The organism is Marinobacter sp. (genome assembly GCF_046484525.1).
GTDB lineage: Bacteria > Pseudomonadota > Gammaproteobacteria > Pseudomonadales > Oleiphilaceae > Marinobacter.
Genome location: NZ_JAWOIS010000018.1, coordinates 1 through 25,444, shown reverse-complemented (window position 1 = coordinate 25,444; position 25,444 = coordinate 1). Strand labels below are relative to the sequence as shown.

The following is a 25,444-nucleotide window of genomic DNA, read 5'->3' as shown; positions in this document are numbered from 1 at the left end:
TTTCTCGAGATGAACACCCGCCTGCAGGTGGAACATCCCGTCACCGAACTGATCACCGGCCAGGACCTGGTGGCCTGGCAGCTTGCCGTTGCCGAGGGCCAGCCCCTACCGCTGGCGCAGGAGGAGATCACACTCAACGGCCATGCCATCGAAGTGCGCCTCTACGCCGAAGATCCGGCCCACGGCTTCACTCCCCAGACCGGCGAACTTCACCGATTTGACCCTGCCGAAGGTGAAGGCTTGCGCTACGACACCGGTGTCCGCTCCGGCGATACGGTCAGCCCCCACTACGACCCCATGCTGGCCAAGGTCATCGCCTGGGGCCAGACACGGGATGAGGCACGCCGCCGACTGATTCGCGCTCTTGAGGACACAACCGTATTCGGTGTCACCACCAACCGCTGGTTCCTCAGCCAGATCATCGCCGATGACACCTTCGGCGCCGGTGAAGCCACTACGGGCTTCCTGCAAAGCGCGTTCGCCGACGATCCATCCCTGTCACCGCAAAAACTCACCATCCGGGAACTGGCCCTGAGCGCCTGCGCCCTGGGGCTTGGCAATTCGGGCCAAGGCGGCTGGAGTAATGCGCCCGCAACGGTGATACCCATCAAGCTGGCGGTTCAGGGCGAAACCCTGGAACTGAAGGTCCGCAAAAGCGGCAACAGCCTATCTGTGAGCCACGGCGATGACGAATACCATCTGGATGTCCAGAGCCACTCCCATGGCCTGTTATGCATCATCGACAATGACGTTCGTCAGCGTTGCCAATACCACCGGGAAGGCGATTCCTTATATTTGCAGGCGTTCGGCCAGTCCTGGTCGGTGCGGGATGTGACTCACCAGCCAGCGACTGGCAGCGCCGGCGCCGGGAGCGGCAAGCTCCAGGCCAGCATGGACGGGGCTATCATTGATGTACTGGTGGCCGAAGGCGAAACCGTGGAGCAGGGCCAGACCCTGGTCATCCTCGAAGCCATGAAGATGGAACACCCGGTCAAGGCCGACCGACCTGGCGTTGTCGCCGGCGTGCACACCCGTGCCGGGGAACAGGTCAAACGCAGCCAGCTACTGGTGGAAATTACAGTCATTGAAGAGAAAACATGAGCCAAGACCACGTATCTGCCCGAGACATTGTCCGCAGCCTGCCCGGCGTACTTCGCCGGTTTCCGGCCATAGCAAAGGGTCTTTACTACTACTCCGTCAAGGATGAAAACGCAGACCTGACCTTGGGCAAGCTGATCGAGCAGAACGCTGAAAAACACCGCAATCGCCCCGCTATCCTGTTCGAAGACCGTGTCATCACCTGGGGGGAACTCGACACCTGGAGCAATCGCATTGCCCACTATCTCAAAGACAAGGGGCTGGTGAGGGGCGAAGCGATTGCCGTTTTGCTGGAAAACCGGCCAGAGCTGCTTGCCGTTGTGGCTGGTGCGGCCAAGGTCGGTATCGCATGCGCCATGCTCAATACCTCCCAGAAGGGCAAGATACTGGCCCACAGCATCAACCTGATCCACCCGCGAGTAATCGTGGTTGGGGAGGAACTGGTAGACAGCATCGAGGCGATTCGCGACGATATCCGCCCCCGGCACAGTCAGCCTTTCCAGTTCCTGGCGGACGCCAATACCTTGAATATGTTTGGTGAGGCACCGGCTGGCTACACCAACATGGCGGAGCAGCTCAGCAGTTATTCCGGCACCCGCCCGCTCTTGAGCAACCCGCCTACCATGGGCGATACCGCGATCTACCTGTTTACCTCGGGCACTACCGGCCTGCCCAAGGCCGCACCCGGCTCGCACCGCAAGTTCGTCAAGGCCTACGGCGGCTTCGGCATGATGTCGCTGGCCATGGAGCCGGAAGATGTCCTCTACTGCACCCTGCCCCTCTACCACGGCACGGCCCTTCTGGTGTGCTGGGGTTCGGTACTGGCCGGTGGCTCCGCCATCGCCCTGCGCCGGAAGTTCTCCGCCACCGCATTCTGGGACGACGTGCGCCGCTACAAAGCCACCACCTTCGGCTACGTGGGCGAGCTCTGCCGCTATCTGCTGAACCAGCCCCCGAGCGACCGGGATCGCGACCACTCCCTGACCAAGATGATCGGCAACGGCCTGCGCCCGTCCATCTGGAAAGAATTCAAGGAGCGATTCGGCATCGAAACCGTGGCGGAGCTCTACGCCTCGTCCGAGGGCAATATCGGCTTCAGCAACTTCTTCAACATGGACAACACCGTCGGCTTCTCCACCGCACCCTACAAGCTGGTGAAATACCACGAGGGGACACGGGATCCGATTCGCGACGAGAAGGGCAAATTGGAAGAGGTCAAGAAGGGCGAACCTGGTCTGTTGATCGGCGAGATCACCAAAAAATGGTCGTTCGAGGGCTACACCCAGAAGGAAGCCACGGAGCAATCCATCCTCCGGGGTGCCTTCAGGAAGGGCGATGCCTGGTTCAACACCGGGGATGTTTTGAAGGAAATCGGCTGGGGCCACCTGCAGTTCGTGGATCGGATGGGGGACACGTTCCGCTGGAAGGGGGAGAACGTCTCGACCACGGAGGTGGAGAACATCATTGATGGCTCGGGGATGGTGGAGGAAGCCATCGTCTACGGCGTTGAGATCCCCGGGACCAACGGCAAGGCCGGCATGGTCACATTGGTGCCCCACAACAACGGCAAGGATTTCGACATCAATCGCCTGTTCGCCTACCTGCAGAATAACCTGCCGCCCTACGCGGTCCCGGTTTTTGTCCGCGTAACCCACGCCATCGAGAAGACGGGTACCTTCAAGTACCGGAAGGTGGATATCCAGAAGCTCGGTTACTCGCTCCGACCCCGTGAAGAAGTCTACGCCTGGTTGCCGAGCACTTCCGGGTACACCTTGGTTGATTCTGAGCTGGTTTCCCGGATTGATTCTGGGGAGGTTCGGTTCTGACTTTTGGCGGGCCCGTTTGTTTTGGCCCTAGCCTGCATGATCCGGAGTTTGCCGGGCTGGGGTAGTCTTCCCAAAAACCGCTACAAGCACGTCCGTGTGCGCTTGTTTCGGGCCGTCCTTGGCCCTCTACATTTTTGGGAGGGGGCACCCACCCTCACCACACCCGCGAACCAATCAGGCTAGGAGCCCAAATCAGACTACAACTCAGGACCCAACCTTGAGCACCACCTTGCCGGTAGCCTTGCGACCAGTGAGCGCCCCCAAGGCCTCCACGTAATCCTCGAATTCGTAGACGGCACTGATTTTCGGATCAATCTTGCCCTCGGAGAACAGCTTCATCAGATCCATCATGTTCTGGGCACTGACCTCCGGCTCACGGCGGGTGAAATCGCCCCAGAAGACACCGACCACGGAACAACCCTTCAGCAACGTCAGGTTCGCCGGGATCTTCGGAATCTCACCGGCGGCGAAGCCGACGATCAGGTGACGGCCGTTCCAGGCCATGGCTCGCAGGGCCTGTTCGGTGAAATCGCCGCCGACGGGGTCGTAGATCACATCCACGCCATTGCCCTTGGTGAGCTTCTTGGCGGTTTCCTTCAGGGGTTCTTCGGAGTAGTTGATCAGCTCGGCGGCGCCGGCTTTTTTGGCGACCGCCAGTTTCTCGGCGGAGCTGGCTGCCGCGATGACGCGGGCGCCCATGGCTTTGCCAAGCTCAACAGTGGCCAGGCCAACGCCGCCGCTGGCGCCGAGAACCAGCAGGGTTTCGCCCGGCTGGAGGTTGGCCCGTTGCTTGAGGGCGTGGTAGGAGGTGCCGTAGACCATGGTGAAGGCGGCAGCTTTCTCATCGGACATACCATCCGGTACTGGCAGGAGGTTGTCCTCCGCGGTCACCACTTCCTCTGCGAAGGCGCCGTGGCCGGTGAGACCCGCGACGCGGTCACCGGGCTTGAAGCGGGTGACTTTCTCGCCCACTTCGACAACCTCGCCTGCCATTTCGCCGCCCGGCGAGAACGGCAGGGGCGGCTTGAACTGGTACTTGTTCTCGATGATCAGGGTGTCCGGGAAGTTCAGGCCGGCGGCCTTGACCCGAACCTTGACTCCCCTGCCCTTCACTTCCGGGCTGGGTACTTCTTCAATGACCAGTTTGTCGGCGGGCCCGTATTCCTTGCAGAGTATGGCTTTCATGGATTCACCCGAGATTGTTTGTTGTTCGACCAGCGATTCCGGAATTCTTGACAGGAATCAAGCTAAACACTCTCGGGCCATGAGGCAAATCAGGATCCTTTATTTTTCAGAATAAACGCCGCTTATTGTCGGGCTTTTCCGGGACATGCTCAGAGCAGTGATCCGGCATAGATGAGCGCACCAACCAGGCTTACCGCCGCAGCGATCAGACCGAACCGCAGGGCCGGAGAAAAGCCCGCGGGTTGGCTGGAGGAAGCAGTAACCGCTTCATCATGGTTGACCAGCTTCTGGTCCTGCTTTGACTCACGAATCAGTTGGATCATCTCTTCACACTGTTCCGAGGAAAACGACTGAGGGTTGAAACTGTCCAGTCCGTGGCGCTCCAGAAATCTCCGCACATCGGCGGATAAAGGGACGTATTTCATGGACCAGTCACTGAAGGTCCGCGCCTCGATGGGCTCCTCGATCAGGGTCATGATGTTCCGGTGCCGATCATCTCCTTTTATCCGGCCGAAGGTCTTCCGGACTTCGCTTTCTTCCCCCTCCAGATATTGGAAAAACCGGTTATTACCGTAGTAGAGGCCGCCCACCAGGTTTGCCCTGGCGTTGTTTTTCCGGGAAGTCAGGAGAATCCGGGCAACGTGGGGTTCCACCCCTTTCTCTGCGGGCAAGGCATAAAACGAAGCGTCACTGGCATAGGCCAGACGTATCAGGGACATACTGCGTCTCCATTAATTGGCGAAGGGAAAAGAGTAGGTTGGCTGCAAGATACGCTCGAACCTGTCGCTGCGGATCACAGGTATGCTTCGGCTGAATGCTGGTGCCGGGATCAAAGATGAATCAGGGGACGATTTCGGCTATCCTTCGCGGGCCTGTCGCGGGCCTGTGCCCGCTCTGTAGTCTGTTTGCAGGGATTTTCCATGTTCGACATCATCTACCTGCTTGAAATGATCGGCGTCGTCGCCTTTGCCATTTCCGGCATGATTGTGGCGCGCTCCAAGAACATGGACCCTGTGGGTGTGTTTACCATCGGCTTTATCACGGCCCTGGGCGGTGGGACCCTGCGGGATCTGATGATGGATAATCACCCGCTGTATTGGATCAAGCATCAGGAGCAACCCATCCTGATCCTGGCCATGGCCATTGTGTTCAGTTACTGGAGCCGGGCCCACAGGCTGCGGGAATCCCGTATCATGTTCCCGGATGCGATCGGATTAGGCATTTTTTCCATCCTCGGCGCGCAACTGGCGCTGGATCTCGGTCATTCCTGGTTTGTTGCTTCGCTATTGGGGGTCATGACGGGCACTTTCGGTGGTGCCCTGCGGGATACCCTGTGCAACGAGGTGCCGTATATCTTCCGCAAGGACCAGATCTATGCGTCGATCTCGTTTGCCGGCTGCTGGTTGTACTTCGTTTGCCAATGGTCCCTGGAAAGCGAAGCGCTTGCCCTGACCATCGGGTTGCTGTTCATTGTGATCGTCCGGATGCTGGCTGTCCGTTTCGATATTCGTCTGCAAAGGGACTCGGGGCAACAATAGGCATATTTCTGTAATACTGAACTGTCAATCATCCCTTGGCCTGAGAAAGCTCAAGCGGTAACATTGCCGTTTTTTCACGCAATTCAAAACCGTTCGGTCCAAAACGGGCCCAAACTCCAACTTCCAGCACTCTGTGAGGCAGACATACGTCATGCTTGAACAACTGTTCCAACTCCAGGCCCATGGCACCACTGTTCGTAAAGAAGTGGTTGCGGGCATTACCACCTTCCTGACCATGGCTTACATCATCGTGGTCAACCCGAGCATCCTGTCGTCCACCGGCATGGATTTCGGAGCGGTTTTCGTAGCCACCTGTCTGGCGGCAACGATTGGTACCCTGATCATGGGTCTGTGGGCAAACTATCCGATTGCCCTGGCTCCGGGCATGGGCCTGAACGCATTCTTTTCGTTTACGGTCGTCGGCAGCATGGGCTACAGCTGGGAAGTGGCTCTGGGCGCGGTGTTCCTGTCCGGCTTCATTTTCTTTCTCCTGAGTATCATGAAGATCAGGGAGTGGCTGATCAACAGTATCCCGATGTCCCTGCGCTTCGGCATCTCGGCCGGCATCGGCTTCTTCCTGGCCCTGATCGCCCTGAAAAATGCAGGTATCGTGATTGATCACCCCGCGACCCTGGTGGGCCTGGGTGACATCAAGGTGGCCGAGAGCCTGCTGTTCTTCGGTGGCTTTGTCCTGATCTGTGCCCTGTCCTTCCGCCAGATTACCGGCGCCGTGATGATCGGCATCCTGGCCATCACCGTAGTTGCCATGATGCTGGGTATGGTCGAATACAAGGGCTTTGTCTCTGCGCCTCCGAGCCTGGCACCGACCTTCATGCAGCTGGACCTGGCCGGCGCATTCAATGTCGGCATGATCAGCGTGATCTTTGCCTTCCTGTTCGTGGACCTGTTTGATACCTCCGGAACTCTCATCGGCGCCGCCCAGCGTGGTGGCCTGCTCGACAAGGACGGCAAGCTTCCGCGGCTCGGCCGGGCCCTGATGTCCGACTCCGTTGCTACCATGTCCGGTGCGGCGCTGGGTACCTCAACCACCACCAGCTACATCGAATCCACCGCGGGTATCTCCGCCGGCGGCCGGACCGGTCTGACCGCGGTAGTGGTCGCGGCACTTTTCCTGGCGTGTCTGCTGCTGTCTCCAATTGCCAGCATTATTCCTCCGTATGCCACCGCGCCAGCGCTGCTGTATGTGGCCGTGCTGATGGCCAGCGGCCTGAAACTGGTAGACTGGGACGACATTACCGACGCAGCCCCGGCCATTGTCACCGCGCTGACCATGCCGCTGACCTTCTCCATTGCCAACGGCATTGCCCTGGGCTTCATTACCTACGCGGTGATCAAGGCGCTGTCTGGCCGCTGGTCTGATCTCAATGCCAGCGTCGTGACCATTGCCGTTGTCTTCGTCCTGAAATTCATGTTCCTGGATGTCGCCTGAGCGGCATCCTGACCTGTTATCGGATCTCCCATGGATTACTTCTCCGAAAGCATCAAGCAGGCCATCCGCACCGTTCCGGACTGGCCAAAGCCCGGCGTGACCTTCCGCGACATCACCACTGTCCTGCAGGACAAGACCGCATTCCGTAAGCTGATCGACGCCTTCGTCCACCGTTACCACGGTCACAAGATCGATGCCGTGGCCGCCGTCGATGCCCGCGGGTTTATCATCGGTTCGGCGCTGGCCTATGAGCTTAATGCTTCGCTGGTGCTGGTACGCAAGAAAGGCAAACTGCCCTTCGACACTCTGGTGGAAGACTATGAGCTGGAATACGGCACCGCCTCGGTGGAGTTGCATAAGGATGCGTTCAAGTCGGGCGACAAGGTGGTTCTGGTGGACGACCTGATCGCCACCGGCGGCACCATGCTCGCAGCCTCCCGCCTGATCCGCCGCATCGGTGCCGAGATCGTGGAAGTGGCGGCGATGATTGACCTGCCGGACCTGGGCGGCTCGCGGAAGCTGCAGGAGGAAGGCCTTCAGGTCTATACTGTGTGTTCGTTCGAAGGAGACTGACCAACACTCAGGAGGCGGCCATGCCCGATTACCAACACCACTGGAAAGATGGCACACCGGTCCATCTGCCACTCGGCAAGATCGTCTGCATTGGCCGCAACTACGCGGAACACGCCAAGGAACTGAACAACCCGGTTCCGGACGAGCCGCTGCTGTTTATCAAGCCTTCCACAGCAGCGGTTCACATTACCCGCCCCCTGGAGATTCCCAAGGATCGTGGCGAAGTTCATTTTGAAACCGAACTGGCGGTGCTGATTGGTCGTCCCCTGACCAACGCTTCCGCCAGCGAAGCCGAATCGGCCATCCTCGGCTACGGCCTGGCGCTGGACCTCACCCTTCGGGACGTCCAGAGCAAACTGAAGGAAAAGGGCCAGCCCTGGGAGCGCGCAAAGGCGTTCGATGGTGCTTGCCCCCTGTCCCCGTTTGTCGCCGCTGACAAGTTGCCCCGGGACAATATCCATTTCACTATGGACCTGGATGGCGAACGCCGCCAAACCGGCGACACCCGGGACATGCTCAATCCCATCGTGCCACTGATCGCCCATATCAGCAGCCAGTTTTCCCTGATGCCCGGCGATGTGGTGCTGACCGGCACCCCGAAAGGCGTCGGGCCGCTTCAATCCGGCCAGACTCTGACCTTGGAGTTGGACGACTTGCTGTTCCTGCAAACAAGCGTAACCTGAACCGTCGTGACTGCCCGTTGTCAGTGACGATCCCTCCCCCGATAACGGACGTATAAGTGGCATGGCAAGAAAACCGGTTACCTCCCGAACAGGACGCTTCTTCAAACTCGCGGGCATGACCGCCTCCGTGGCTGGCCAGTATGCCGGCCAGCGGGCAAGGCGGATGTTAAGCAGTGAAAACGACGAAGGCGCCCGTAGCGAAAGCTACACCCGCATGGCCGGCCAGATCGCGGACACCCTCGGCGAGCTCAAGGGTGCGGTGATGAAGGTTGGCCAGATCGCGTCCCAGACCCAGGATTTCTTGCCCAGGGAATTCTCAGAGGCACTGGAGAAGCTCCAGAAAGAAGCGCCACCCATGCCCTTTGAGGTGATTGTCGAGCAGATCGAATCCGAGCTGGGCAAACCGCTGGGGGAACTCTACGAATACGTGCAGGAGGCGCCTTACGCCTCCGCCAGCATTGGCCAGGTGCACCGGGCTCGGTTGCACGACGGCACCGATGTTATCGTTAAGATTCAGTATCCGGGCGTGGATGAGTCCTGCGACTCTGACCTCAAGCAGCTCCGGATGACCCTGCGCCTGGGCGGGCTGCTGAAAATGCCGAAGGAATCCGTCGATCAGCTGTTCGCGGAGATCCGGGAGAGACTCAGGGAGGAACTGGATTACGAGAACGAGGCCAGGAATATCGGGCTGTTTCGGGAGTTCCACAAGGATCAGCAGTGGGTGCTGATCCCGGCCGTGATCCATAGCCATTCCACCCGCCGGGTCCTTACCCTGGAGCTGATGGAAGGCGATCACGTCAGTCAGGTGACCCCGGACCGTTATAACCAGGACACGATCAATCTCATCGGCCACCGGATTTTCATGATCATGGCGGACCAGCTGTTCCGGTTCCAGTGTATCCACGGCGACCCCCACGCCGGTAATTTTGCCTACCGCCCGGATGGCAGCGTCATCCTTTACGATTTCGGCTGTGTGAAGAAGCTGAAACCGAAAATTGTGGAAGCCTACCGCAAGGCGCTCATCGCGGCACTGGAGGAAGACTACGAGGCCCTGGACCGGCACCTGATCGACCTGGGCGCGAGAGTTGGCAGCCAGCCGGCGGTGGAAGAGGCCTATTACGCCATGTGGCGGGATATTCTTATTGTTCCGTTCCAAGGCGACGAGCCCTACGATTTCGCCGAGGCGGATATTCACAAGCTTGTGGCGGCCAAGACCAGCACGGTGTTCAAGTACCTGGATTATTTCAAGCCACCGGTGGAGAGCATCTTTATCGACCGGATGATTGCCGGGCATTACTGGATGCTGAAGCGGCTGGGGGTTCAGGCGGCGTTTCGGTCGGAATTGGAGAGATATCTGAAGATGGGGTCAGATGAAGGCGTTCATCTGACCCCTGAGTAAGACTGAGCGTTAAGTCGGGGTCAGATGAAAGCTTTCATCTGACCCCATGTTCACCTACCGGTTACCCGCAAGCCTCGACACCCACTCGGCAACCCCTTCACTGGCTCCCTTGCGAATCACATTCGCGCGGGACACCGAGGCGGGCTCGCCAGGGTCAATCACGGTAATCGGCACATCCATATCCACCTCATACACCAGCCCCGCTGCGGGATAGACCTGTAACGAGGTACCCACGATCAACAGGTAGTCGGCCGTGCGCACTACTTCGCCGGCTTTCTCCAACATCGGCACTTCCTCACCGAACCAGACGATGTGCGGGCGGAGCTGTTCGCCTCGGTCACAGCGGTCACCGGGGTTGATGTCGTTGTAGCCGATGTCGTAGATCAGCCCGGGATCAATGCAGCTGCGGGCCTTGGTCAGCTCTCCGTGAAGATGGATCACCTCGGAAGAACCGCCCCGCTCGTGCAGGTCATCTACGTTCTGGGTCACGATGGTCACCCGGTAACGGTTCTCCAGCTCAGCCAGCAGGCGATGGGCCTGGTTGGGCTGGGCGCCGCTCAGCTGGCGACGGCGCTCGTTGTAGAAGCGCAACACCAGCTCCCGATTGCGCTCGAAGGCTTCGGGCGTGGCCACGTCATACACGCTGTACTGCTCCCACAGGCCGCCATTGTCACGGAAAGTGGAGAGACCGCTTTCGGCGCTGATGCCAGCGCCGGTGAGTACGACGATATGGTCCTGCATCAGTCGAAGATCTTGCCCGGGTTCATGATACCGTTCGGATCAAATACCTGCTTGATGCCCTTCAGGTAGGCGATTTCCGCCTCGCTGCGGGTGTACTGCAGATACGGCTTCTTGGTCATGCCCACGCCGTGTTCGGCGGATACGCTACCCTCGTAGCGCTGGACAATCTCGAACACCCACTTATTCACCTGCTGGCACTTCTCGAAGAAGTCTTCCTTGGCCATATCCTCCGGCTTGAGGATGTTCAGGTGCAGGTTGCCATCACCGATGTGGCCGAACCAGATGATTTCGAAATCCGGATAATGCTCGGCCACCACGCTGTCAATTTCCTCCAGGAAACCCGGCACTTTGGAGACCACCACAGAAATATCGTTCTTGTAGGGAATCCGGGGCGCGATGGACTCGGAGATGCGCTCCCGCAGCTGCCACAGGTTCTGGGCCTGGGTTTCGCTCTGGCTGATCACACCGTCCAGCACCCAACCCTCTTCAACACATTGTTCGAACAGCTCCATGGCATCGTCCATCACCTGGTCGGACACCGCCTCGAATTCGAGCAGCGCGTAGTAAGGCGCCTCGGTCTCGAACGGTGCCTGTACCTGGCCATGGGCCAGCACATGCTGCATGGCCTCGTGGGAGAAAAACTCGTAGGCGGTCAGGTCCAGCTTCCTCTGGAATGCCTGGAGCACGTCCATGGTGTTGGTGAGGTCATTCAGACCCAGCACCAGCACGGTGAGATCGTCCGGTTTGCGGGTCAGCTTCATGGTGGCCTCGGTGATGAAGCCCAGGGTACCCTCGGCGCCGATAAACAGGTGGCGCAGATCATAGCCCGTGTTGTTCTTGGCCAGATCCTTATTCAGATTCAGAACGTCGCCCTTGCCGGTCACCACTTTCAGGCCTGCGACCCAGTCCCGGCTCATACCGTAACGAATCACCTTGATACCGCCGGCATTGGTGGACAGGTTTCCGCCAAGCTGGCTGGAGCCGGCGGACGCGAAATCCACCGGGTAATAGAGATCATTCTCCTCGGCAAAGTTCTGCAACTGCTCAGTCACCACGCCGGCCTGGCACCGGACGGTGCGGTCACTGGCGTTGAAATCGAGGATCTGGTTCATGTTATCGAACGCAACCACCACCTCACCATTGGCGGCAACCGCTCCGGCACTCAGCCCGGTACGGCCGCCGGAAGGCACCAGGGCTACCTGGTTCTCGTTGGCGAACCTGACCAAAGCCTGCACCTGCTCAGTAGTCTTCGGCAATGCAATGGCCAGGGGCTTGGGCGGAAAAATTTTGGTCCAGTCCTTGCCGTAGGTATCCAGATCCGCCGGGTCGGTCAGCACCTTGCCCGGGGTATCGCCAGTGGCAATCAGTTCTTTGAGGGAGGCAATGATCTGTTCAGAACTCATGAGTGCGTCATTCTCGTCAGGGTTGGGCCGGGGCCTGTTGCCAGGCCATTCACAGGGAGTTGTTTCAGGCAAACCGGCGCGCTGTGAAAATCTCCGTTTATGGTATCATACCGCCCCTGTTCTGTGAGCCAGCCCGACGATCTCTGGCTCCAGGTCATTTCATGTGACGAAAGGTTCGGAAGCAAGCCAATGTCAAATACGTCTCTCGAAAAGAGCAAAATCCGGATCCTGCTGCTGGAAGGCGTGCATCAATCTGCCATTGATACCCTGAATGCTGCGGGTTACACCAACATCGAGTATCTGACTCACTCACTGGGCGAAGAAGAGTTGATCGAGAAAATTGCGGACGCGCATTTTATCGGTATCCGCTCACGCACCCAACTGACCGAGAAAGTATTTGAAGCCGCCCAGAAAATGGTGGCGGTAGGTTGCTTCTGTATCGGCACCAACCAGGTGGACCTCAAGGCGGCCACCCGTCGCGGTATCGCGGTATTCAACGCGCCTTTCTCCAACACCCGTTCGGTGGCGGAACTGGTGCTGGCCCAGGCCATCCTGCTGCTGCGTGGCGTACCCGAAAAGAATGCCAAGGCCCATCGCGGCGAATGGCTGAAGTCCGCCAAGAACAGCTTCGAGATCCGTGGCAAGAAACTGGGCATCATCGGCTATGGCAACATCGGTACCCAGTTCAGTGTCCTTGCCGAGAGCCTGGGCATGGATGTGTACTTCTACGATGTAGTCTCAAAGCTGCCGATCGGCAACGCCACCCAGGTCGGCACCATGCAGGAGCTGCTCAACATCGCGGATGTCGTATCCCTGCACGTACCGGAAACCCCGGCCACCAAGTACATGTTCAAGGCCGAGCAGTTTGCCCAGATGAAGCCGGGCAGCATCCTGATGAATGCCTCCCGTGGCACCGTGGTGGATATCGACGCTCTCGCCGATGCCCTAAGCTCCGGCAAGCTGTTGGGCGCTGCCATTGACGTATTCCCGGTGGAACCCAAGTCCAACAACGAGGAGTTCGTCTCTCCGCTGCGCGAGTTCGACAACGTCATCCTGACCCCGCACGTGGGCGGCTCCACCATGGAAGCCCAGGAGAACATCGGCCGTGAAGTGGCGGAGAAGCTGGCCATGTACAGCGACAACGGCACCTCCGTTTCCTCCGTGAACTTCCCGGAAGTGGCGCTGCCCTCGCACCCGAACCAGCACCGCCTGCTGCACATCCACGAGAACGTGCCGGGCGTGATGTCCGAAATCAACCAGGTGTTCTCCGAGAACGAAATCAACGTGTGTGGCCAGTACCTGCAGACCAAGGAGGACATCGGTTACGTGGTGATCGATGTGGACAAGGCATACAGCGAGCTGGCGCTCGAGAAGCTGCGCAAGGTCAAGGGCACTATCCGCTGCCGCGTGCTGTTCTGAACCGCAAGGCGAGGATTGCAGTACCACCAGAAGCCCGGGCCAACGCCCGGGCTTTTTATGTCGGAAGGTCACGCGCGGAACCTGAAGCAACAGGTTCGGTGATTCGCTCTTGGTATCTCCGAGCACATTGGTCGCGGCCAGCTCGTCCAGCGCTGTGTCAACCTGAGCGGGCGTCAGCCCCGGATCAGTCCCCAGCAACAGCGCCGCAGTCCCGGCCACATGAGGTGAGGCCATGGACGTTCCGCTGATGGTGTTGGTTTCAGTGTCGCTCTGGTACCAGGCAGCGGTAATGTCGGAGCCCGGAGCGAACAAGTCCAGACAGGTCCCGAAATTGGAGAACGACGAACGCTGGTCTTCGCGGGTGCTACTGCCAACGGTAATGGCCTCGCGTACCCGGTTCGGGGAACCGCTGCAGGCGTCGGCATCACTGTTGCCAGCTGCCACCACAAAGGTCACACCCCGATCGACCGCCCCACTTACAGCCTCATCAAGCGCATCGGAATTGCCACCACCCAGCGACATGTTCGCCACCGCGGGAGGCTGGTGATTTTCCGCCACCCAGTCAACGCCGGCAATCACGTCGGCATTGCTGCCCGCGCCCGAGCAATCCAGCACCCTTACTGCAGCCACCGACGCCTGCTTGGCGACACCATAGGTGCTGCCAACAGCCGTGCTGGCGACATGGGTACCATGGCCGTTACAGTCGGAGGTATCAGACGGGTCAGTCTCCCCACCGAGGTTGAGCAGCGAGCCAACCAACGGCAGCGCACCGAGGCCCAAGAGACCTGTGTCGTTCACTGCGAAGTTACGCCCCTCAATGACCCGGCCCATGAATTCCTGGTGGGAGGCCCGGAGCCCGGTATCGATGACATACACATTGACACCGCCGCCGGCCTGATCCGGATACTGGTAGGTTTCATTCAGCGGGAGGTACGCCTGATCCACGCGGTCCAGGCCCCAGGTGGCATCCGCCTGGGTAGCATTGGCCATGACAACCGTATCCGGCTCCACTGCCAGCACACCCGGCATGGACTCGAGCATGGCCGTCTGTGCTTCGCTCAGCTCAACCGCCGCACTGGGTGAGGGCGGTCTGATACAGGTGAAGGATCTCACCTCCCCCCACGGCCACCAGGATGGCATCGACACCGGCACGGAGGTCTGCCACCCCGAGCAGGCTCGGAAGTTCCGGGTCCAGGCGAAGAATGTAACGTCCCGGCACGATGTCTCCGGCCTGTAGCGTCGGTTCACTGCCGGTCTGTTGAGTTTCACCATCCAGCAGCCCTCCATGGGCAGGTATGGCTGCCACCAGGGCAATGCTGAGACAGGTGGCGGTCAAAGTTATTTTTATCTGGTATCGGCTCCTTTCCTTCGTGGATTTGTTGTGGAACTACCCGCACAAGGTTGCGTCAGAGGGCGATGAAGTCCATGCAGAAGGGGCCAATACAAGGTGGGGTTTCATAGATTTAATGAAAAATCCCGCATTCTCCCTTGAGAAAGCAAGGATACGAGCCATGGTTAAAGTACAGCTTGGTTCCGACCAGCCCTTTCATACAGCGACAGGAGAAAGGTGATGTCACTCAGGGAGTCCCTGTTGAACAAACTGCAAACCCAGACTGAGCACTGGAGCAGGCAGATCGACCAGCTACGGGCAGAGGCGGACGCCAAAATGGCCAAGGCCGAGGATGACAAGGCGGAGGCTGAGATCCAGAAAGAGTTTTCGGAGAAGATCCAGTCCCTCGAGGACCAGATAGAAACCGCCAGGACCAAGCTCGGTGAGCTGAAGGTATCAGGTGAGGATCAGTTGGATGACCTCAAACAGCGTATCGACGAGTGGTTGCCCAGCAACACGAACTGAGTCAGTCACAAAAAAGGCTCCGGCGTTTTCACACCCGGAGCCTTTTCGGTTTCCCTGAACCTTATTGCATCGGTACCAGAGTCAACTCCACCCGACGGTTCTGCTCACGCCCGGCGGCAGTGTCGTTGGAAGCAATGGGATAGCGCTCACCATAGCCCACAGCACGGGTACGCTTCGGCTCGATACCTTGATTCAGCAGGAAATCCCGCACTGAACCGGCGCGCTGCTCACTCAACAGCTGGTTGTAGCTGTCGGAGCCGGAACTGTCGGTGTGGCCTTCGATCTGGATGACGGTCTTGTCATATTCCTTCAGGACCAGCGCTACAGACCCCAGGGTACCGGTGAAGGACGGCTTGATGGACGACTGGTTCAGGTCAAAGGTGATGTTGCCCGGCATGACCAGCTCGATCTGATCACCATTACGGACTACCCGCACACCAGTGCCTTCCAGCTTCCGGCGCAGCTCTGCTTCTTGCTTGTCCATGTAGTAACCGATACCACCACCGATAGCAGCACCACTGGCCGCGCCGATCAGGGCGCCCTTGCCCCGGTCACTGCTGCTGGACGTTGCAGCACCCACGGCGGCACCGCCGATCGCACCAATGATGCTGCCCTTGGTTGCGCTCGAGGTCTTCTCTTCGCCGGTGTATGGATCGTAGGTCATGCAGCCACCCAGACCCACGGTAGCTACTGCAAATGCAAGAATCGTTTTTTTCACAGCTTTCTCCTGCGCCATTATAAAACCCGGCGGTGTTTCTCGTGTGCGACCGGTTCAGGCCGCCTTCACCGCCTTCCTGATGAATGTATCAATGATGGTATTGAATACCGTTGCCTGCAAATCCTGGGCTTCGTTCACTAGATGATGACGTCCGTCCGGGATTCTCAGTTCCTCTACCGAGGAAAATTTATTGCGAATAATCCGCAGATTGTGCTGCCAGTCGACGGTCAGATCCTTCTCGCCCTGCACTACCGTAACCGGGAAGTTGATCGGCCGGGCCGATTCAATATGCGGCACCCATTGCCGCAGTGCCGTGACCCAGTCCACATGCACCGCCCTTGCCTGCAGCGGATCGTGTTCCTTCAGGAAGCGGAGGAACCGGGTATCACTGCTGTTTTCTGCAAAGACTCGACGCCAGCGGGTAATGAACGGCCTGACCAGCGTATGCAGAACCTTCGCGCCAAGCCAGCCCATGGGCCGGACCAGTGGCGCCAGCAGTACCACCTCCTTGAAGTCCGAGGTTTCGGTCGAGTGCTGGTTCGAGAGCAGGTAATCAATCAGAATCGCCCCGCCTGTGCTCTGTCCCACCGCAAACCAGGGCTCGCGCACCTTGCCCCGGGCCTGATCCAGCACGGCCGTCAGCACCTGCTGGTACTCCAGGAAACTCCCTATCGCAGCCGGCGTGCCGCTGGAGAGACCGTGCCCCGGCTGGTCGTAGGCCAGGACATCCAGGCCAGCACCCAGACAACGGTCGATCAGCTGGCTGTACAAGCCGACGTGATCGAAGTAGCCGTGCAGGATAAAGACCGTGCCCCGGGATTCCGTCAGCCGGTAATAGTGCACCATGACCTCATGCTCACCTGCGTGCACGTAGCCCTGGTGATAATGCACCTCCGGGTGCTCCAGCCAGAGATCCAGGCCGTAGAACCGGCAGTACGCGACCATCTCGTCGCCCAGCTCCCGATCGCCCTGCGGGTCGAAGGGCTCAAGCCGCTCCAGCAACGAGTGCCTGTCCCAATCGGGTATTTCTATGGTATCCGTTTTCCAGTACACGTAGAGTTAAACGCCTGTCATGATTCAGGAATAAGATCAAGGAGCCTCTGATTAACTCCGAATCGCCTCTGCGGAGTTAATCAGAGGCTCCTTGATCGACTGCCATCCTATCGCATAGCGGGAGTAGAACACAGATGCTGCAACCTCTTCTTGAGGCCGGTCTTCGGCAAACCATGAACCGCCTGGTGCGTCCCATACTGACACCAGCGGTGCCCATCAGGGTCCAGCGCGCCCTGACCCGGCAGGCCTATCGCAGCTCGATTCCACCCCGTGGCTGCCGGTTCAGCCATGGCACCCTGGCCGGTGTGCCGGTGGTCCGTACCAGTTGTGGCAGACAGCAGGAAGGCATCATTCTGTACCTGCACGGTGGTGGCTTCATTATCGGCTCGGCGGATACCCACCGGGGCATCACCGGCCATCTGGCGAAGGCCAGTCAGTGCCTGGTGGTGACCCCGGATTACCGGCTGGCGCCGGAGCATCCGTTCCCGGCGGCCCTCGACGACGCCGAGGCAACCTATCTGCAACTTCTCTCCGAGGGCTACAGACCCGAACAGGTTGCACTGGCCGGTGATTCCGCCGGCGGCGGACTATGCGTGTCGCTGGCCATGCGGTTGCGGGATAGCAATCAGCCGGTGCCCTCGTCACTGACACTATTCTCACCCTGGACCGACCTGACTCAGGCGCAGCTCTATCAGCCCGAGCTGGAACCGGTATTGCAACCGGCCTGGACCGCCAAGGCGGCAAAACACTATGCCGGTGCGGAGCCACTCGGCAACCCGCTCTTATCACCGGTGTTCGGAGACCTCACGGGCCTTCCGCCGATGCTGATCCAGGTCGGTAGCGATGAAATCCTGCTCAATGACGCGGAACGACTGGCTCAAGTGGCGAAACGGGACCACGTTGCCGTTAACCTGGAAATCTACAACAGCCTCTGGCACGTGTTCCAGGTCCACAGTGGCCAGCTACGCCGGGCGACTGAAGCTGTAGAAACGGCTGGCGATCATATCAGGACACATCTGACAGGCTGATTTCGCCCCGGATCAGTGCTTCCTTGCGCGAGCGCGGCCAGCGCTTGACGTACCACTCCAGCCGGGAAGCCCGGCTGCGATCACCGGCCTGCCCCCGAAAAACCAGTTCCAGAGGGCCCTTGCCCCGAAGACTGCGCGCCCCTTTTGGCGCACCGGCCTGATGCTCGGCAAAACGCCGCTCCACGTCCGTGGAGATACCGGTATACAGCGCACCGGATGCGGTTCGCACCAGGTAGAGGTGCCAATTACTGCTCATGGGCCAATTCCGCTTCCCTGGCCTTGACCTTGCGCTGCTGCAGCCACAGGCCACCCATGATCAGCACCAGGCCGATGTAGGTGGATGGCAGGATAATCTCGCCCAGGATGAAATAGATAAACACCAGGGACAGGAACGGCGAGATGAAGATCAGGTTACTGACCTTCGAGGTATTCTCCGCTTTCTTCATGGCGTACGACCAAAGCACAAACGCCAGCCCCATTTCGAACACGCCCACATAAACGGCAGCGGCCAACGATATGCCGGACGGCATCTCAAAACCCTCGGTCAGCCCGCAGACCACCGCAATCACTGGCAAGCCGAACAGGAAATTCAGGAACAGACCCACCACGGGGTCGCGCTCGTCGCGGGTGGCAATGATCCAGTAGGAGGCCCAGATCAGGGTGCTGCCAAGGGCCAGCCCCACGCCTAACGGATCGGAGAAGGTCAGGGAAGTCACCTCACCTCGGGTGGCGATGACGACCACGCCCGCATAACAAACCAGGCCCGCGAGAATGTCTACCCGTCTGAGCTTCTGGCCCAGAAAGGGCACGGACAGGTAGGCGAGTACCAGCGCCCAGGTGTAGTTGAGTGGTTGGGCCTCCTGGGCCGGCAGCCGGTCAAACGCACCGAACAGCACGAAATAGTACAGGCAGGGATTGACCAGCCCCATACCCACCGACTGCAGGTATTGGCGGCGGGACAGGGAAAACACCAGATGCCATCGACGCTGAAGCATCAATATGACCGCCATGACCAGCACCGAAGCCGAGCAGGCGATCAGGAGCATCTGGGCCGGTGCGAGATCACGAAGTGCGAGCTTGAACGCAGTGGCGACGGTTGACCAGAGAAGAACCGTGGCAAGGCCGTACATCATGGCCCGTTTCTGATCAGTCACCGGCGCGTTCTCCCTGGTTTTCGAGCCAACGATAAAGTGTACGGCGGTTAATGCCGAGAATCTGGGCTGCCCTCCTCTTGTTGCCATCGACGGCATCCATCACCCGGGTTACATAATCCTGCTGCAGCTGCTCCAGGGTTGGCCATCGGGCGAGATTACCATCCCCGGATGGTGCCGGATCTGCAGCTACTTCAGCCCGGCGCTTACGAATCCGATCCGGCAGATGTTCCGGATGGATAGTATCGCCTTCACAGAAGGTGACAGCCCGCTCCATGGCACTGGCCAGTTCCCGGACATTGCCCGGAAACGGGTAATCCATCAGTAACCGGGATGTCACCTCACTCAGCTTCATGAATCCCCGGCCCTGGCGCCTGGCGGCATCCCTGAGAAAGTGCATGGCAAGCAGATCAATATCATCACCGCGCTCACACAGTGGCGGAACGTTGATTGCCAAAGTCTCGAGGCGATAATAGAGGTCCTCCCGGAAGCCTCCTTCGGCCACGGCCCGGTGCAGATCAACGTGGGTGGCCGCCAGGATGCGCACATCCACCGGCTCTTCCTGATCGGCACCAACCGGTTTTATCCTGCCTTCCTGGAGAACCCGGAGCAATTTGGCCTGTAACGCCATCGGCATCTCGCCGATTTCATCCAGCAACAGGGTCCCACCGTCCGCCTCGGCAAACAGCCCCTTGCGAGCCTGGCGGGCACCGGTAAATGCACCCGCCTCATGGCCAAAAAACTCGCTTTCCATGAGTTCCGCCGGGATGCCCGCACAGTTGACCGCCAGAAAAGGCATGTCCTTGCGATCGCTCTGCCGGTGAATGGCACGGGCCACCAGTTCTTTACCGGTGCCACTCTCACCGTTGATCAGAACCGCAGCCTGACTCCGGGCCACCTGCCGGATTTCCGCCCGCAGGCGGTCCATGGCACGGCTATCTCCCAGCAGTCCGAATGCACCGTCACCCTGCTCCCTGCCCTTGATCTCCGCCAACTGGCGACTGATGTCCGCGTGTGCCAGCAGGCGGCGGATCTTCAGCCGCAGATGATCCGTGGACAACGGTTTGGTCAGGAAGTCATCCGCGCCCGCCTTGAGAGCCTCCACCGCCTGGTCCACCGTCCCGAATGCGGTGATCACGATGAACGGTACATTGCCGCCCTCGCTCTGGAGCCTGCCCAGGATCTGCAAGCCATCGCCATCCGGTAGTCGCAGGTCGGAGACCACCAAGTCCGGGCTCGCCTCTTCAAGATGCTGCGCTGCAGAGCCAACCGAGCCCGCGACGTGTACCCGGTAGCCGTCCATTCCCAGTTCTTCGGCCAGCAACTGGCCAAGACTTTGGTCGTCTTCCACCAACAGAATGTTTGCGCCGGGAAAATTCATGTGTCGTCCTCCCTCGGGAAAAACAAGCTCATGCGGCACCCGCCAAGATCACTCTTCGCGACCTCGACATGCCCTCCATGCTCCTTCATGACGCTACTGACCACTGCCAGCCCAAGACCGGTCCCTTCCCCCGCCGCACGCGAGGTGTGAAAGGGCTCGAAGATCTCCTCCCGGCGATCAGGGGCGATACCCGGCCCATCATCATCAACCCGCACCTCCAGCTCAGCTCCATGCTCCAGCACCGTTACCCGCACCCGGCTGCTCGCAGCCTGACAGGCATTACGGATCACATTCAGACACGCCAGTTCCACCCGGATCGGCTCCGCACGAACCTGTGCCTTCAGATCCAGGCCCTCGCTGCCGAGCTGCTGGCAACGACAGCGTTCATCTTCCCTGGCCTGGGTCAACGCATCTGAGACCATGTCCGCCAACACGGCCGGCCTCCGGGAGTCGGGCACGTGTCGGAAGCAATCCAGCAACTGCTGGATGATGGTGGTCATTCTGGAAACCTGGTGCTGGATATCCCGGATCTGTCGGCGCATTGGCTCGTCCTGCATCTGACGTTCCAGAATACGGGCCCGACCATGAACCACATTCAGGGGTGCACCCAGCTCGTGAGCGACACCACCGGCGACCCTGCCGATCATGGCAACTTTTTCCTGGTGCCTCAGCTGTTCTGCCAGCTCCCGCTCCCGCTCGATCCGGGCCTCAATTTCAGATTCAGCCTGGGCCATCCTCTCCCCCATGGCAGACAGCCCGGCATGGATCTGCCGCAACTCCCGGGGTCCGGAGGCAGGCTCCGTCACCCGCCACTGACCGGGCGCCATTTCAGACATCAGCGATAACAGCCGCGCCACATGACGTCCGACGGTGCCGTAATGTCCCAGGATCACCACCAGAATGATGGTCACAGCCAGTACCGACCAGATCGATACCGCCCAGATCCGCAAAGACGCGACCAATTCATGAAAATCGCTACGCTTACGTGTGACCTGCAACAACCCCTGTATCCGGCCATCCTCTGTCACCAGAGGGGTAAACTGGGAAAACACCGACTCACCCTCCACCCGACGGAAGGCCCCGCCCAGGCGGCCGCTGACGATAACCTCTTCGGCACTAGCGCTGTCGGTTACGTCACGGTCGGCCAGCCCCAGGCTGTCGATCCGGTTGCCCTGGTCATCAAACACCGAGGCGCCCGAGATCCGGCCAATACGGAAGATGGATTTGAGTGATTCCCCCATGACCAGTTCATTGTCATCCGACAAAGCCTGCGAGAGCGGCCCGCTCACCGCTCTGGCGACCAACTCCAGATCTTCCCGAAGCCGGTCGTTGAGATTCTTCTCCACGGCACCGAGACCGACATAGATCGCAATACCGCTAATCAACAGCAGTGGCACCACAATGCTCAGCAACAGGGTGATCTGGAGGGAACGAAAAACGCGACTGGCTTTTCGCAGCGACAGTCTCATGACTCACCTTTTGACATAAATGTCACACGTTTTTGCCACATGTGACATTCTGCCACAACACGAATTACAGAAGTGTAACCGGAAAAATAACGCAACCAACTGAATTTAAAACGCTTTTCAAGCGGTAAAAAGTTGGCACGCCGCTTGATACCCATTTCTTACATTCACAAATACCGCAAACCGAAAAGGAGCATCCGATGAATAAACTGCTCGTATCCGTTACCGCCTCACTGGCACTGCTCGCAGCCGCGCCGGCCGTCGCCCAGCAACAGAACCAGGACAGCGAACCGGTCGCCACAGAGTCCGATGGTTACGCCAATCCCGAGGCTGCCGGAACCCAGAAAACCAATTACAGCGATGCCGAACTGCGCCAGTTTGTAGAAGCCCAGTCCGGCCTGATGGAGGTTCGTGAGGAATACATCGAGAAAATCGAGTCCGCCGACTCCCAGGAGAAGGCCAAGCAACTCCAGATGGAAGCCAACGACCACATGGTCAAGATCATCCGCGATGCCGGCATGGACATCCCCACGTACAATGCCATTGCCACTGCCTATAACAGCGAACCCAAGGTTCGCAACCGTGTTGACGCCCTGATGTAAGCACGCAACCGGCAGCAACCCATGCTCATCAGTTTTGCCCCGCACCCTCTGCGGGGCTTTTTTTTGATTTTGCACCGCCGGGTAACGAATATAACCCCGGATGCCATCTTGTGTTATCTTTGCGGGATAAACCCGACCGCCAGGAATGCACCCGGAGTCCAGAAATGCAATGCCGACACTCGTGGATCTGGTCATTGTTTGCCGTTGTGGCGTTCTTTGCCGCGGGCTGTTCCGATGCCCCTGAAGACAGGGATACGCCCCCCACCACAACATCCAGCCAGGAGGACTACCCGAACACCTGGCGATTTGCCCTGGAAGAGATTGAAGGCAGTGTTCAGCACGCCTATGCCGAAGCACTGAAGAGCCGTATTGAAGAAGCCTCCGACGGTAAGGTGGAGCTGGATATTTTTCCCTACGGCTCCCTGGGTACTTCCTCCCAGCTGACCGAACTGGTGCGCAACGGCTCTGTTGATCTCGCCTTCGCATCTCCCGGGCACCTGGCCGACCTTATTCCGGAAACCGGAATCTTCACGTTGCACTATGTCTTGCCGGACGACGAAGCCATCACCCGGGCACTGTTTTCCGGGAACGAACTGACCCGGCTGTTCTCCGCCGCCTATAACGAAAAGCTACTGACGCTCCTGGGGTTTGTGCCCGAGGGATGGAATGCCTGGACAGCCAACAAACCGCTGAAGACACCCGCCGATTTCGAAGGCCTGAGAATCCGGACCATGACCTCACAAATGTCAGCCGAGGCGTTCCGCAACTATGGCGCTGACCCACTGCAGACGCCCTATTCCCAAGTCTACAGTGATCTGCAGTTGAAGCAGATTGATGGCCAGACCAACCCGATCTTCGCTATCGAGGAAATGGGGTTTTATGAGGTTCAGGACACCCTGACCATGGCCCGGGCCGCCCATTTCATCTCATCGGTTGTTGCCAATCCCGAATGGTATGCGCAGTTGCCGGAGCAGCAACAGGACTGGCTCGCAATGGCTCTGATCGAGGTCGGCAAGGAAGCCTGGGATATCCAGGAGGAGCTGAACCGGACCAGACTGGAAGCCATGCTCGAAGAAGGCCAGCTTTCGGTGATCAGGCTCACCGAACAGGAGCGGGATGCGTTCCGGCAGGCAAGCCAGTCGGCGCAAGAGGTTTATCTCAGGCAGGCTGGCGAGCGGGGCCAGCGGATCCTGGAGTCACTCCGGAACATGATTGCGGCGCTGGAACGCCAGCAGGCCTCAGGCACTGACGGCAACGGGGACTGATGCAAAGGTTAACCCTTCCCCGGCCAACACCTCTGAGCCCCTTGCCGTCAGGTCACTGATAAACTGGTACTGGTCCCTCGGCTCCAGGGGATAGGCCTTAAGACGGTAGGTCATGCCCCAGGCCTTGTTGGCCACCACAATCACGACCGGTCTCATGGTCTTGGTATAGGGCGAGGCAAACGCCACATCCCGCAGCAACGCCATCACCCGGCGGACATCATGATGTGGCGCCAGATGGAACTCGGCCACGCACATCAGGTTTTCCGAACCGTCGTTGCCGTTACCGATCAGCGCGTTCCAGAGTTTGCCATGGGGGATGATGACGACGGTATCATCCGGCGTCACCATCTCTGCGGCCCGGGTTCCGATCGAACGGACCTCACCGTACTTGCCATCCACCTCTATCCAGTCACCGGGCCGATAGGGCATCTCATAGAGCGTGACGATACCGGCGATCAGACTGTTGGCGTAGTCTTTGAAGGCGAAGCCCAGCGCCAACCCGAGGGCCCCGAAAATCGCAATCATGTTCTCGAAGGACGGCTCTACCAGAATCGGCACCACCACGATCACCGTGATGATAATGATCAGCAACCGCGCCAATGGCACTGAGGCGAGCAGATACAGCCGGGACTTGCCACCGAGCTTGCCGGCAACGCGCGGAACCAGCTTCTGGATAAGGAATATCAGCAGCGCCGCGGCGGCGACCACCAGCAAGGCCTCCACCAATGCTTCCCAGGTAATGGCGGAAAAAGTTTCCTTGAGCCCCTGCCCCATGTCTTCCATAAACCCTCCTCAGAATACATCCACCGGATAGCCCCAGCCTTGCAGGTGACGCCGGACAGTGGGATAGCCCAGTGGCGTGACATGCCAGCGCCCGGAAGCCTCCCCGAAAGACACCATCTCCGCCCGGGCCAGTCGGGCCAGGGCCAGCTGCAACTCCGGCTGGCCGATGCCGGTTACCAGGGCAATCCGTTCGTCGTCCAGACCGTCATGAAGCAAAAGTGCGTGCAGCACAAAACCGATCGCGCGGTCGGTACTTTTGGGCATGGCGGGCAGGCTCAACTGATCCAGCGGCACCACCCAGCAGCTTCGGCCCTGGCTTTTTTGCTCTCCGCCACCCTCGGCCTCGTCCATCTCGTCCTCGGGTCGGGAGCGCAAGGAATGCTGCCAGATCGAAAGGGCAACTCCGGGAATACCACGGCAGGCTGTTGCCAGATCCCTCAGAAAGCCTGCATGTTTGCGTTTTTCTGCGTCGGGCGGATTTTCAACCGGCAACACGTAAAGGCCATCGTCGGTCATTCGCGCCGTGATCGCCCGCTGATCACGGGAAGCGGCAAGATATTCCAACCACTGCCCCAGCCGTTCGGCATCCAGGGGCGCGGGAGTCAGGGGGCTGAGATGGGCATCCGGCAGATAACTTTCCCAAAATTGCCAGCACCAGCTGGAGCAGCCCACCAATCCGGGCCCAACCTGACCGGAGGCGATACGCCGTAACAACTCGCTGATGAGGGCAAAACCGGAGGTATGACGAAGCCAGAAATCCGCCAGCTCGGGAATGACCCAGGGCCCGGTCAGATTCTGTTCATCCCACCAACGGCGGGCATCTTCCC

The 25,444-nt window shown here is 59.3% G+C and carries 24 protein-coding genes and 2 pseudogenes; 12 read left to right on the top strand and 14 right to left on the bottom strand.

The window, feature by feature from the left end:
• A partial coding sequence (locus R6W86_RS04345; protein WP_410328162.1) for a biotin/lipoyl-containing protein occupies positions 1 to 1,101 on the top strand: 1,101 nt, incomplete at its 5' end.
• Complete coding sequence (locus tag R6W86_RS04340; RefSeq protein WP_410328161.1) at positions 1,098 to 2,924, top strand: long-chain-acyl-CoA synthetase; 1,827 nt, start codon at positions 1,098 to 1,100, stop codon at positions 2,922 to 2,924. The genes R6W86_RS04345 and R6W86_RS04340, both read left to right, overlap by 4 nt.
• A gap of 204 nt (positions 2,925 to 3,128) precedes the next feature.
• Here R6W86_RS04340 and R6W86_RS04335 read toward each other — a convergent pair whose 3' ends face one another.
• Both R6W86_RS04335 and R6W86_RS04330 read right to left on the bottom strand, forming a co-directional pair.
• Positions 3,129 to 4,109, bottom strand: coding sequence for an NADPH:quinone oxidoreductase family protein (locus tag R6W86_RS04335; protein WP_410328160.1), 981 nt, complete (start codon positions 4,107 to 4,109; stop codon positions 3,129 to 3,131).
• A gap of 149 nt (positions 4,110 to 4,258) precedes the next feature.
• Positions 4,259 to 4,828, bottom strand: coding sequence for a BLUF domain-containing protein (locus tag R6W86_RS04330; protein WP_410328159.1), 570 nt, complete (start codon positions 4,826 to 4,828; stop codon positions 4,259 to 4,261).
• A gap of 201 nt (positions 4,829 to 5,029) precedes the next feature.
• On the opposite strand from R6W86_RS04330, the gene R6W86_RS04325 reads away from it, so the two are divergent.
• From R6W86_RS04325 to R6W86_RS04305, 5 genes are all read left to right on the top strand, one after another.
• Entirely contained in the window at positions 5,030 to 5,647 is a 618-nt protein-coding gene (locus R6W86_RS04325; protein WP_410328158.1) for a trimeric intracellular cation channel family protein, read from the top strand.
• 151 nt (positions 5,648 to 5,798) lie between these two features.
• On the top strand, positions 5,799 to 7,097 hold the full coding sequence (locus R6W86_RS04320; protein ID WP_410328157.1) for an NCS2 family permease: 1,299 nt from the start codon (positions 5,799 to 5,801) through the stop codon (positions 7,095 to 7,097).
• A gap of 30 nt (positions 7,098 to 7,127) precedes the next feature.
• Positions 7,128 to 7,670 carry an adenine phosphoribosyltransferase gene (locus R6W86_RS04315; protein ID WP_410328156.1) on the top strand — a complete coding sequence of 181 codons (543 nt, stop codon included), beginning with the start codon at positions 7,128 to 7,130 and terminating at the stop codon, positions 7,668 to 7,670.
• Between the two features lie 20 nt (positions 7,671 to 7,690).
• Complete coding sequence (locus R6W86_RS04310) at positions 7,691 to 8,353, top strand: fumarylacetoacetate hydrolase family protein (RefSeq protein ID WP_410328155.1); 663 nt, start codon at positions 7,691 to 7,693, stop codon at positions 8,351 to 8,353.
• 61 nt (positions 8,354 to 8,414) lie between these two features.
• Positions 8,415 to 9,752 carry an ABC1 kinase family protein gene (locus R6W86_RS04305; RefSeq protein ID WP_410328154.1) on the top strand — a complete coding sequence of 446 codons (1,338 nt, stop codon included), beginning with the start codon at positions 8,415 to 8,417 and terminating at the stop codon, positions 9,750 to 9,752.
• A gap of 54 nt (positions 9,753 to 9,806) precedes the next feature.
• On the opposite strand, the gene R6W86_RS04300 is transcribed toward R6W86_RS04305, so the two are convergent.
• Together R6W86_RS04300 and R6W86_RS04295 are read right to left on the bottom strand one after the other, a co-directional pair.
• Positions 9,807 to 10,493: an SIR2 family NAD-dependent protein deacylase gene (locus tag R6W86_RS04300; RefSeq protein WP_410328153.1), complete on the bottom strand. Its 687-nt coding sequence runs from the start codon at positions 10,491 to 10,493 to the stop codon at positions 9,807 to 9,809.
• Positions 10,493 to 11,896: an FAD-binding oxidoreductase gene (locus R6W86_RS04295; protein WP_410328152.1), complete on the bottom strand. Its 1,404-nt coding sequence runs from the start codon at positions 11,894 to 11,896 to the stop codon at positions 10,493 to 10,495. The genes R6W86_RS04300 and R6W86_RS04295 overlap by 1 nt, the downstream gene beginning before the upstream one ends.
• 189 nt (positions 11,897 to 12,085) lie before the next feature.
• Between R6W86_RS04295 and serA the strand changes: the two genes are divergently transcribed.
• Positions 12,086 to 13,315, top strand: coding sequence for a phosphoglycerate dehydrogenase (serA, locus tag R6W86_RS04290; RefSeq protein WP_410328151.1), 1,230 nt, complete (start codon positions 12,086 to 12,088; stop codon positions 13,313 to 13,315).
• Positions 13,316 to 13,510: 195 nt separating this feature from the next.
• On the opposite strand, the pseudogene R6W86_RS04285 reads toward serA, so the two are convergent.
• Together R6W86_RS04285 and R6W86_RS04280 are read right to left on the bottom strand one after the other, a co-directional pair.
• Positions 13,511 to 14,146 (bottom strand): annotated as a pseudogene (locus R6W86_RS04285) (S8 family peptidase); the annotation flags it as partial.
• A gap of 232 nt (positions 14,147 to 14,378) precedes the next feature.
• Complete coding sequence (locus tag R6W86_RS04280) at positions 14,379 to 14,651, bottom strand: hypothetical protein (protein WP_410328150.1); 273 nt, start codon at positions 14,649 to 14,651, stop codon at positions 14,379 to 14,381.
• Positions 14,652 to 14,885: 234 nt separating this feature from the next.
• Here R6W86_RS04280 and R6W86_RS04275 point away from each other — a divergent pair, with 234 nt between their 5' ends.
• Positions 14,886 to 15,170: a hypothetical protein gene (locus tag R6W86_RS04275; protein ID WP_410328149.1), complete on the top strand. Its 285-nt coding sequence runs from the start codon at positions 14,886 to 14,888 to the stop codon at positions 15,168 to 15,170.
• A 61-nt stretch (positions 15,171 to 15,231) separates the two neighbouring features.
• Here the strand turns inward: R6W86_RS04275 and R6W86_RS04270 are convergent, their stop codons facing one another.
• Positions 15,232 to 15,888 carry an OmpA family protein gene (locus R6W86_RS04270; protein ID WP_410328148.1) on the bottom strand — a complete coding sequence of 219 codons (657 nt, stop codon included), beginning with the start codon at positions 15,886 to 15,888 and terminating at the stop codon, positions 15,232 to 15,234.
• 54 nt (positions 15,889 to 15,942) lie between these two features.
• On the bottom strand, positions 15,943 to 16,941 hold the full coding sequence (locus R6W86_RS04265; RefSeq protein ID WP_410328147.1) for an alpha/beta hydrolase: 999 nt from the start codon (positions 16,939 to 16,941) through the stop codon (positions 15,943 to 15,945).
• Positions 16,942 to 17,075: 134 nt separating this feature from the next.
• Here R6W86_RS04265 and R6W86_RS04260 point away from each other — a divergent pair, with 134 nt between their 5' ends.
• Entirely contained in the window at positions 17,076 to 17,969 is an 894-nt protein-coding gene (locus R6W86_RS04260; RefSeq protein WP_410328146.1) for an alpha/beta hydrolase, read from the top strand.
• On the opposite strand, the gene R6W86_RS04255 is transcribed toward R6W86_RS04260, so the two are convergent.
• The 4 genes from R6W86_RS04255 to R6W86_RS04240 are packed head-to-tail and all read right to left on the bottom strand — an operon-like array spanning position 17,947 to position 21,970.
• On the bottom strand, positions 17,947 to 18,225 hold the full coding sequence (locus R6W86_RS04255; RefSeq protein WP_410328145.1) for a GIY-YIG nuclease family protein: 279 nt from the start codon (positions 18,223 to 18,225) through the stop codon (positions 17,947 to 17,949). The genes R6W86_RS04260 and R6W86_RS04255 overlap by 23 nt on opposite strands.
• Positions 18,215 to 19,123, bottom strand: a complete 909-nt coding sequence (locus R6W86_RS04250) for a DMT family transporter (RefSeq protein WP_410328144.1) — start codon at positions 19,121 to 19,123, stop codon at positions 18,215 to 18,217. Before R6W86_RS04250 ends, R6W86_RS04255 begins: the two co-directional genes overlap by 11 nt.
• Positions 19,116 to 20,501: a sigma-54-dependent transcriptional regulator gene (locus R6W86_RS04245; protein WP_410328143.1), complete on the bottom strand. Its 1,386-nt coding sequence runs from the start codon at positions 20,499 to 20,501 to the stop codon at positions 19,116 to 19,118. The genes R6W86_RS04250 and R6W86_RS04245 overlap by 8 nt, the downstream gene beginning before the upstream one ends.
• Positions 20,498 to 21,970 (bottom strand): ATP-binding protein, encoded by a 1,473-nt coding sequence (locus R6W86_RS04240; protein ID WP_410328142.1) that lies wholly within the window; start codon positions 21,968 to 21,970, stop codon positions 20,498 to 20,500. Before R6W86_RS04240 ends, R6W86_RS04245 begins: the two co-directional genes overlap by 4 nt.
• A 197-nt stretch (positions 21,971 to 22,167) precedes the next feature.
• Between R6W86_RS04240 and R6W86_RS04235 the strand changes: the two genes are divergently transcribed.
• Complete coding sequence (locus R6W86_RS04235) at positions 22,168 to 22,569, top strand: DUF4168 domain-containing protein (RefSeq protein ID WP_410328141.1); 402 nt, start codon at positions 22,168 to 22,170, stop codon at positions 22,567 to 22,569.
• Between the two features lie 164 nt (positions 22,570 to 22,733).
• Positions 22,734 to 23,834 carry a TRAP transporter substrate-binding protein DctP gene (gene dctP / locus R6W86_RS04230; RefSeq protein WP_410328140.1) on the top strand — a complete coding sequence of 367 codons (1,101 nt, stop codon included), beginning with the start codon at positions 22,734 to 22,736 and terminating at the stop codon, positions 23,832 to 23,834.
• Here the strand turns inward: dctP and R6W86_RS04225 are convergent.
• Both R6W86_RS04225 and R6W86_RS04220 read right to left on the bottom strand, forming a co-directional pair.
• On the bottom strand, positions 23,808 to 24,617 hold the full coding sequence (locus R6W86_RS04225) for a mechanosensitive ion channel family protein (protein WP_410328139.1): 810 nt from the start codon (positions 24,615 to 24,617) through the stop codon (positions 23,808 to 23,810). The genes dctP and R6W86_RS04225 overlap by 27 nt on opposite strands.
• A gap of 9 nt (positions 24,618 to 24,626) precedes the next feature.
• A pseudogene (locus R6W86_RS04220) lies at positions 24,627 to 25,444 on the bottom strand (hypothetical protein); the annotation flags it as partial.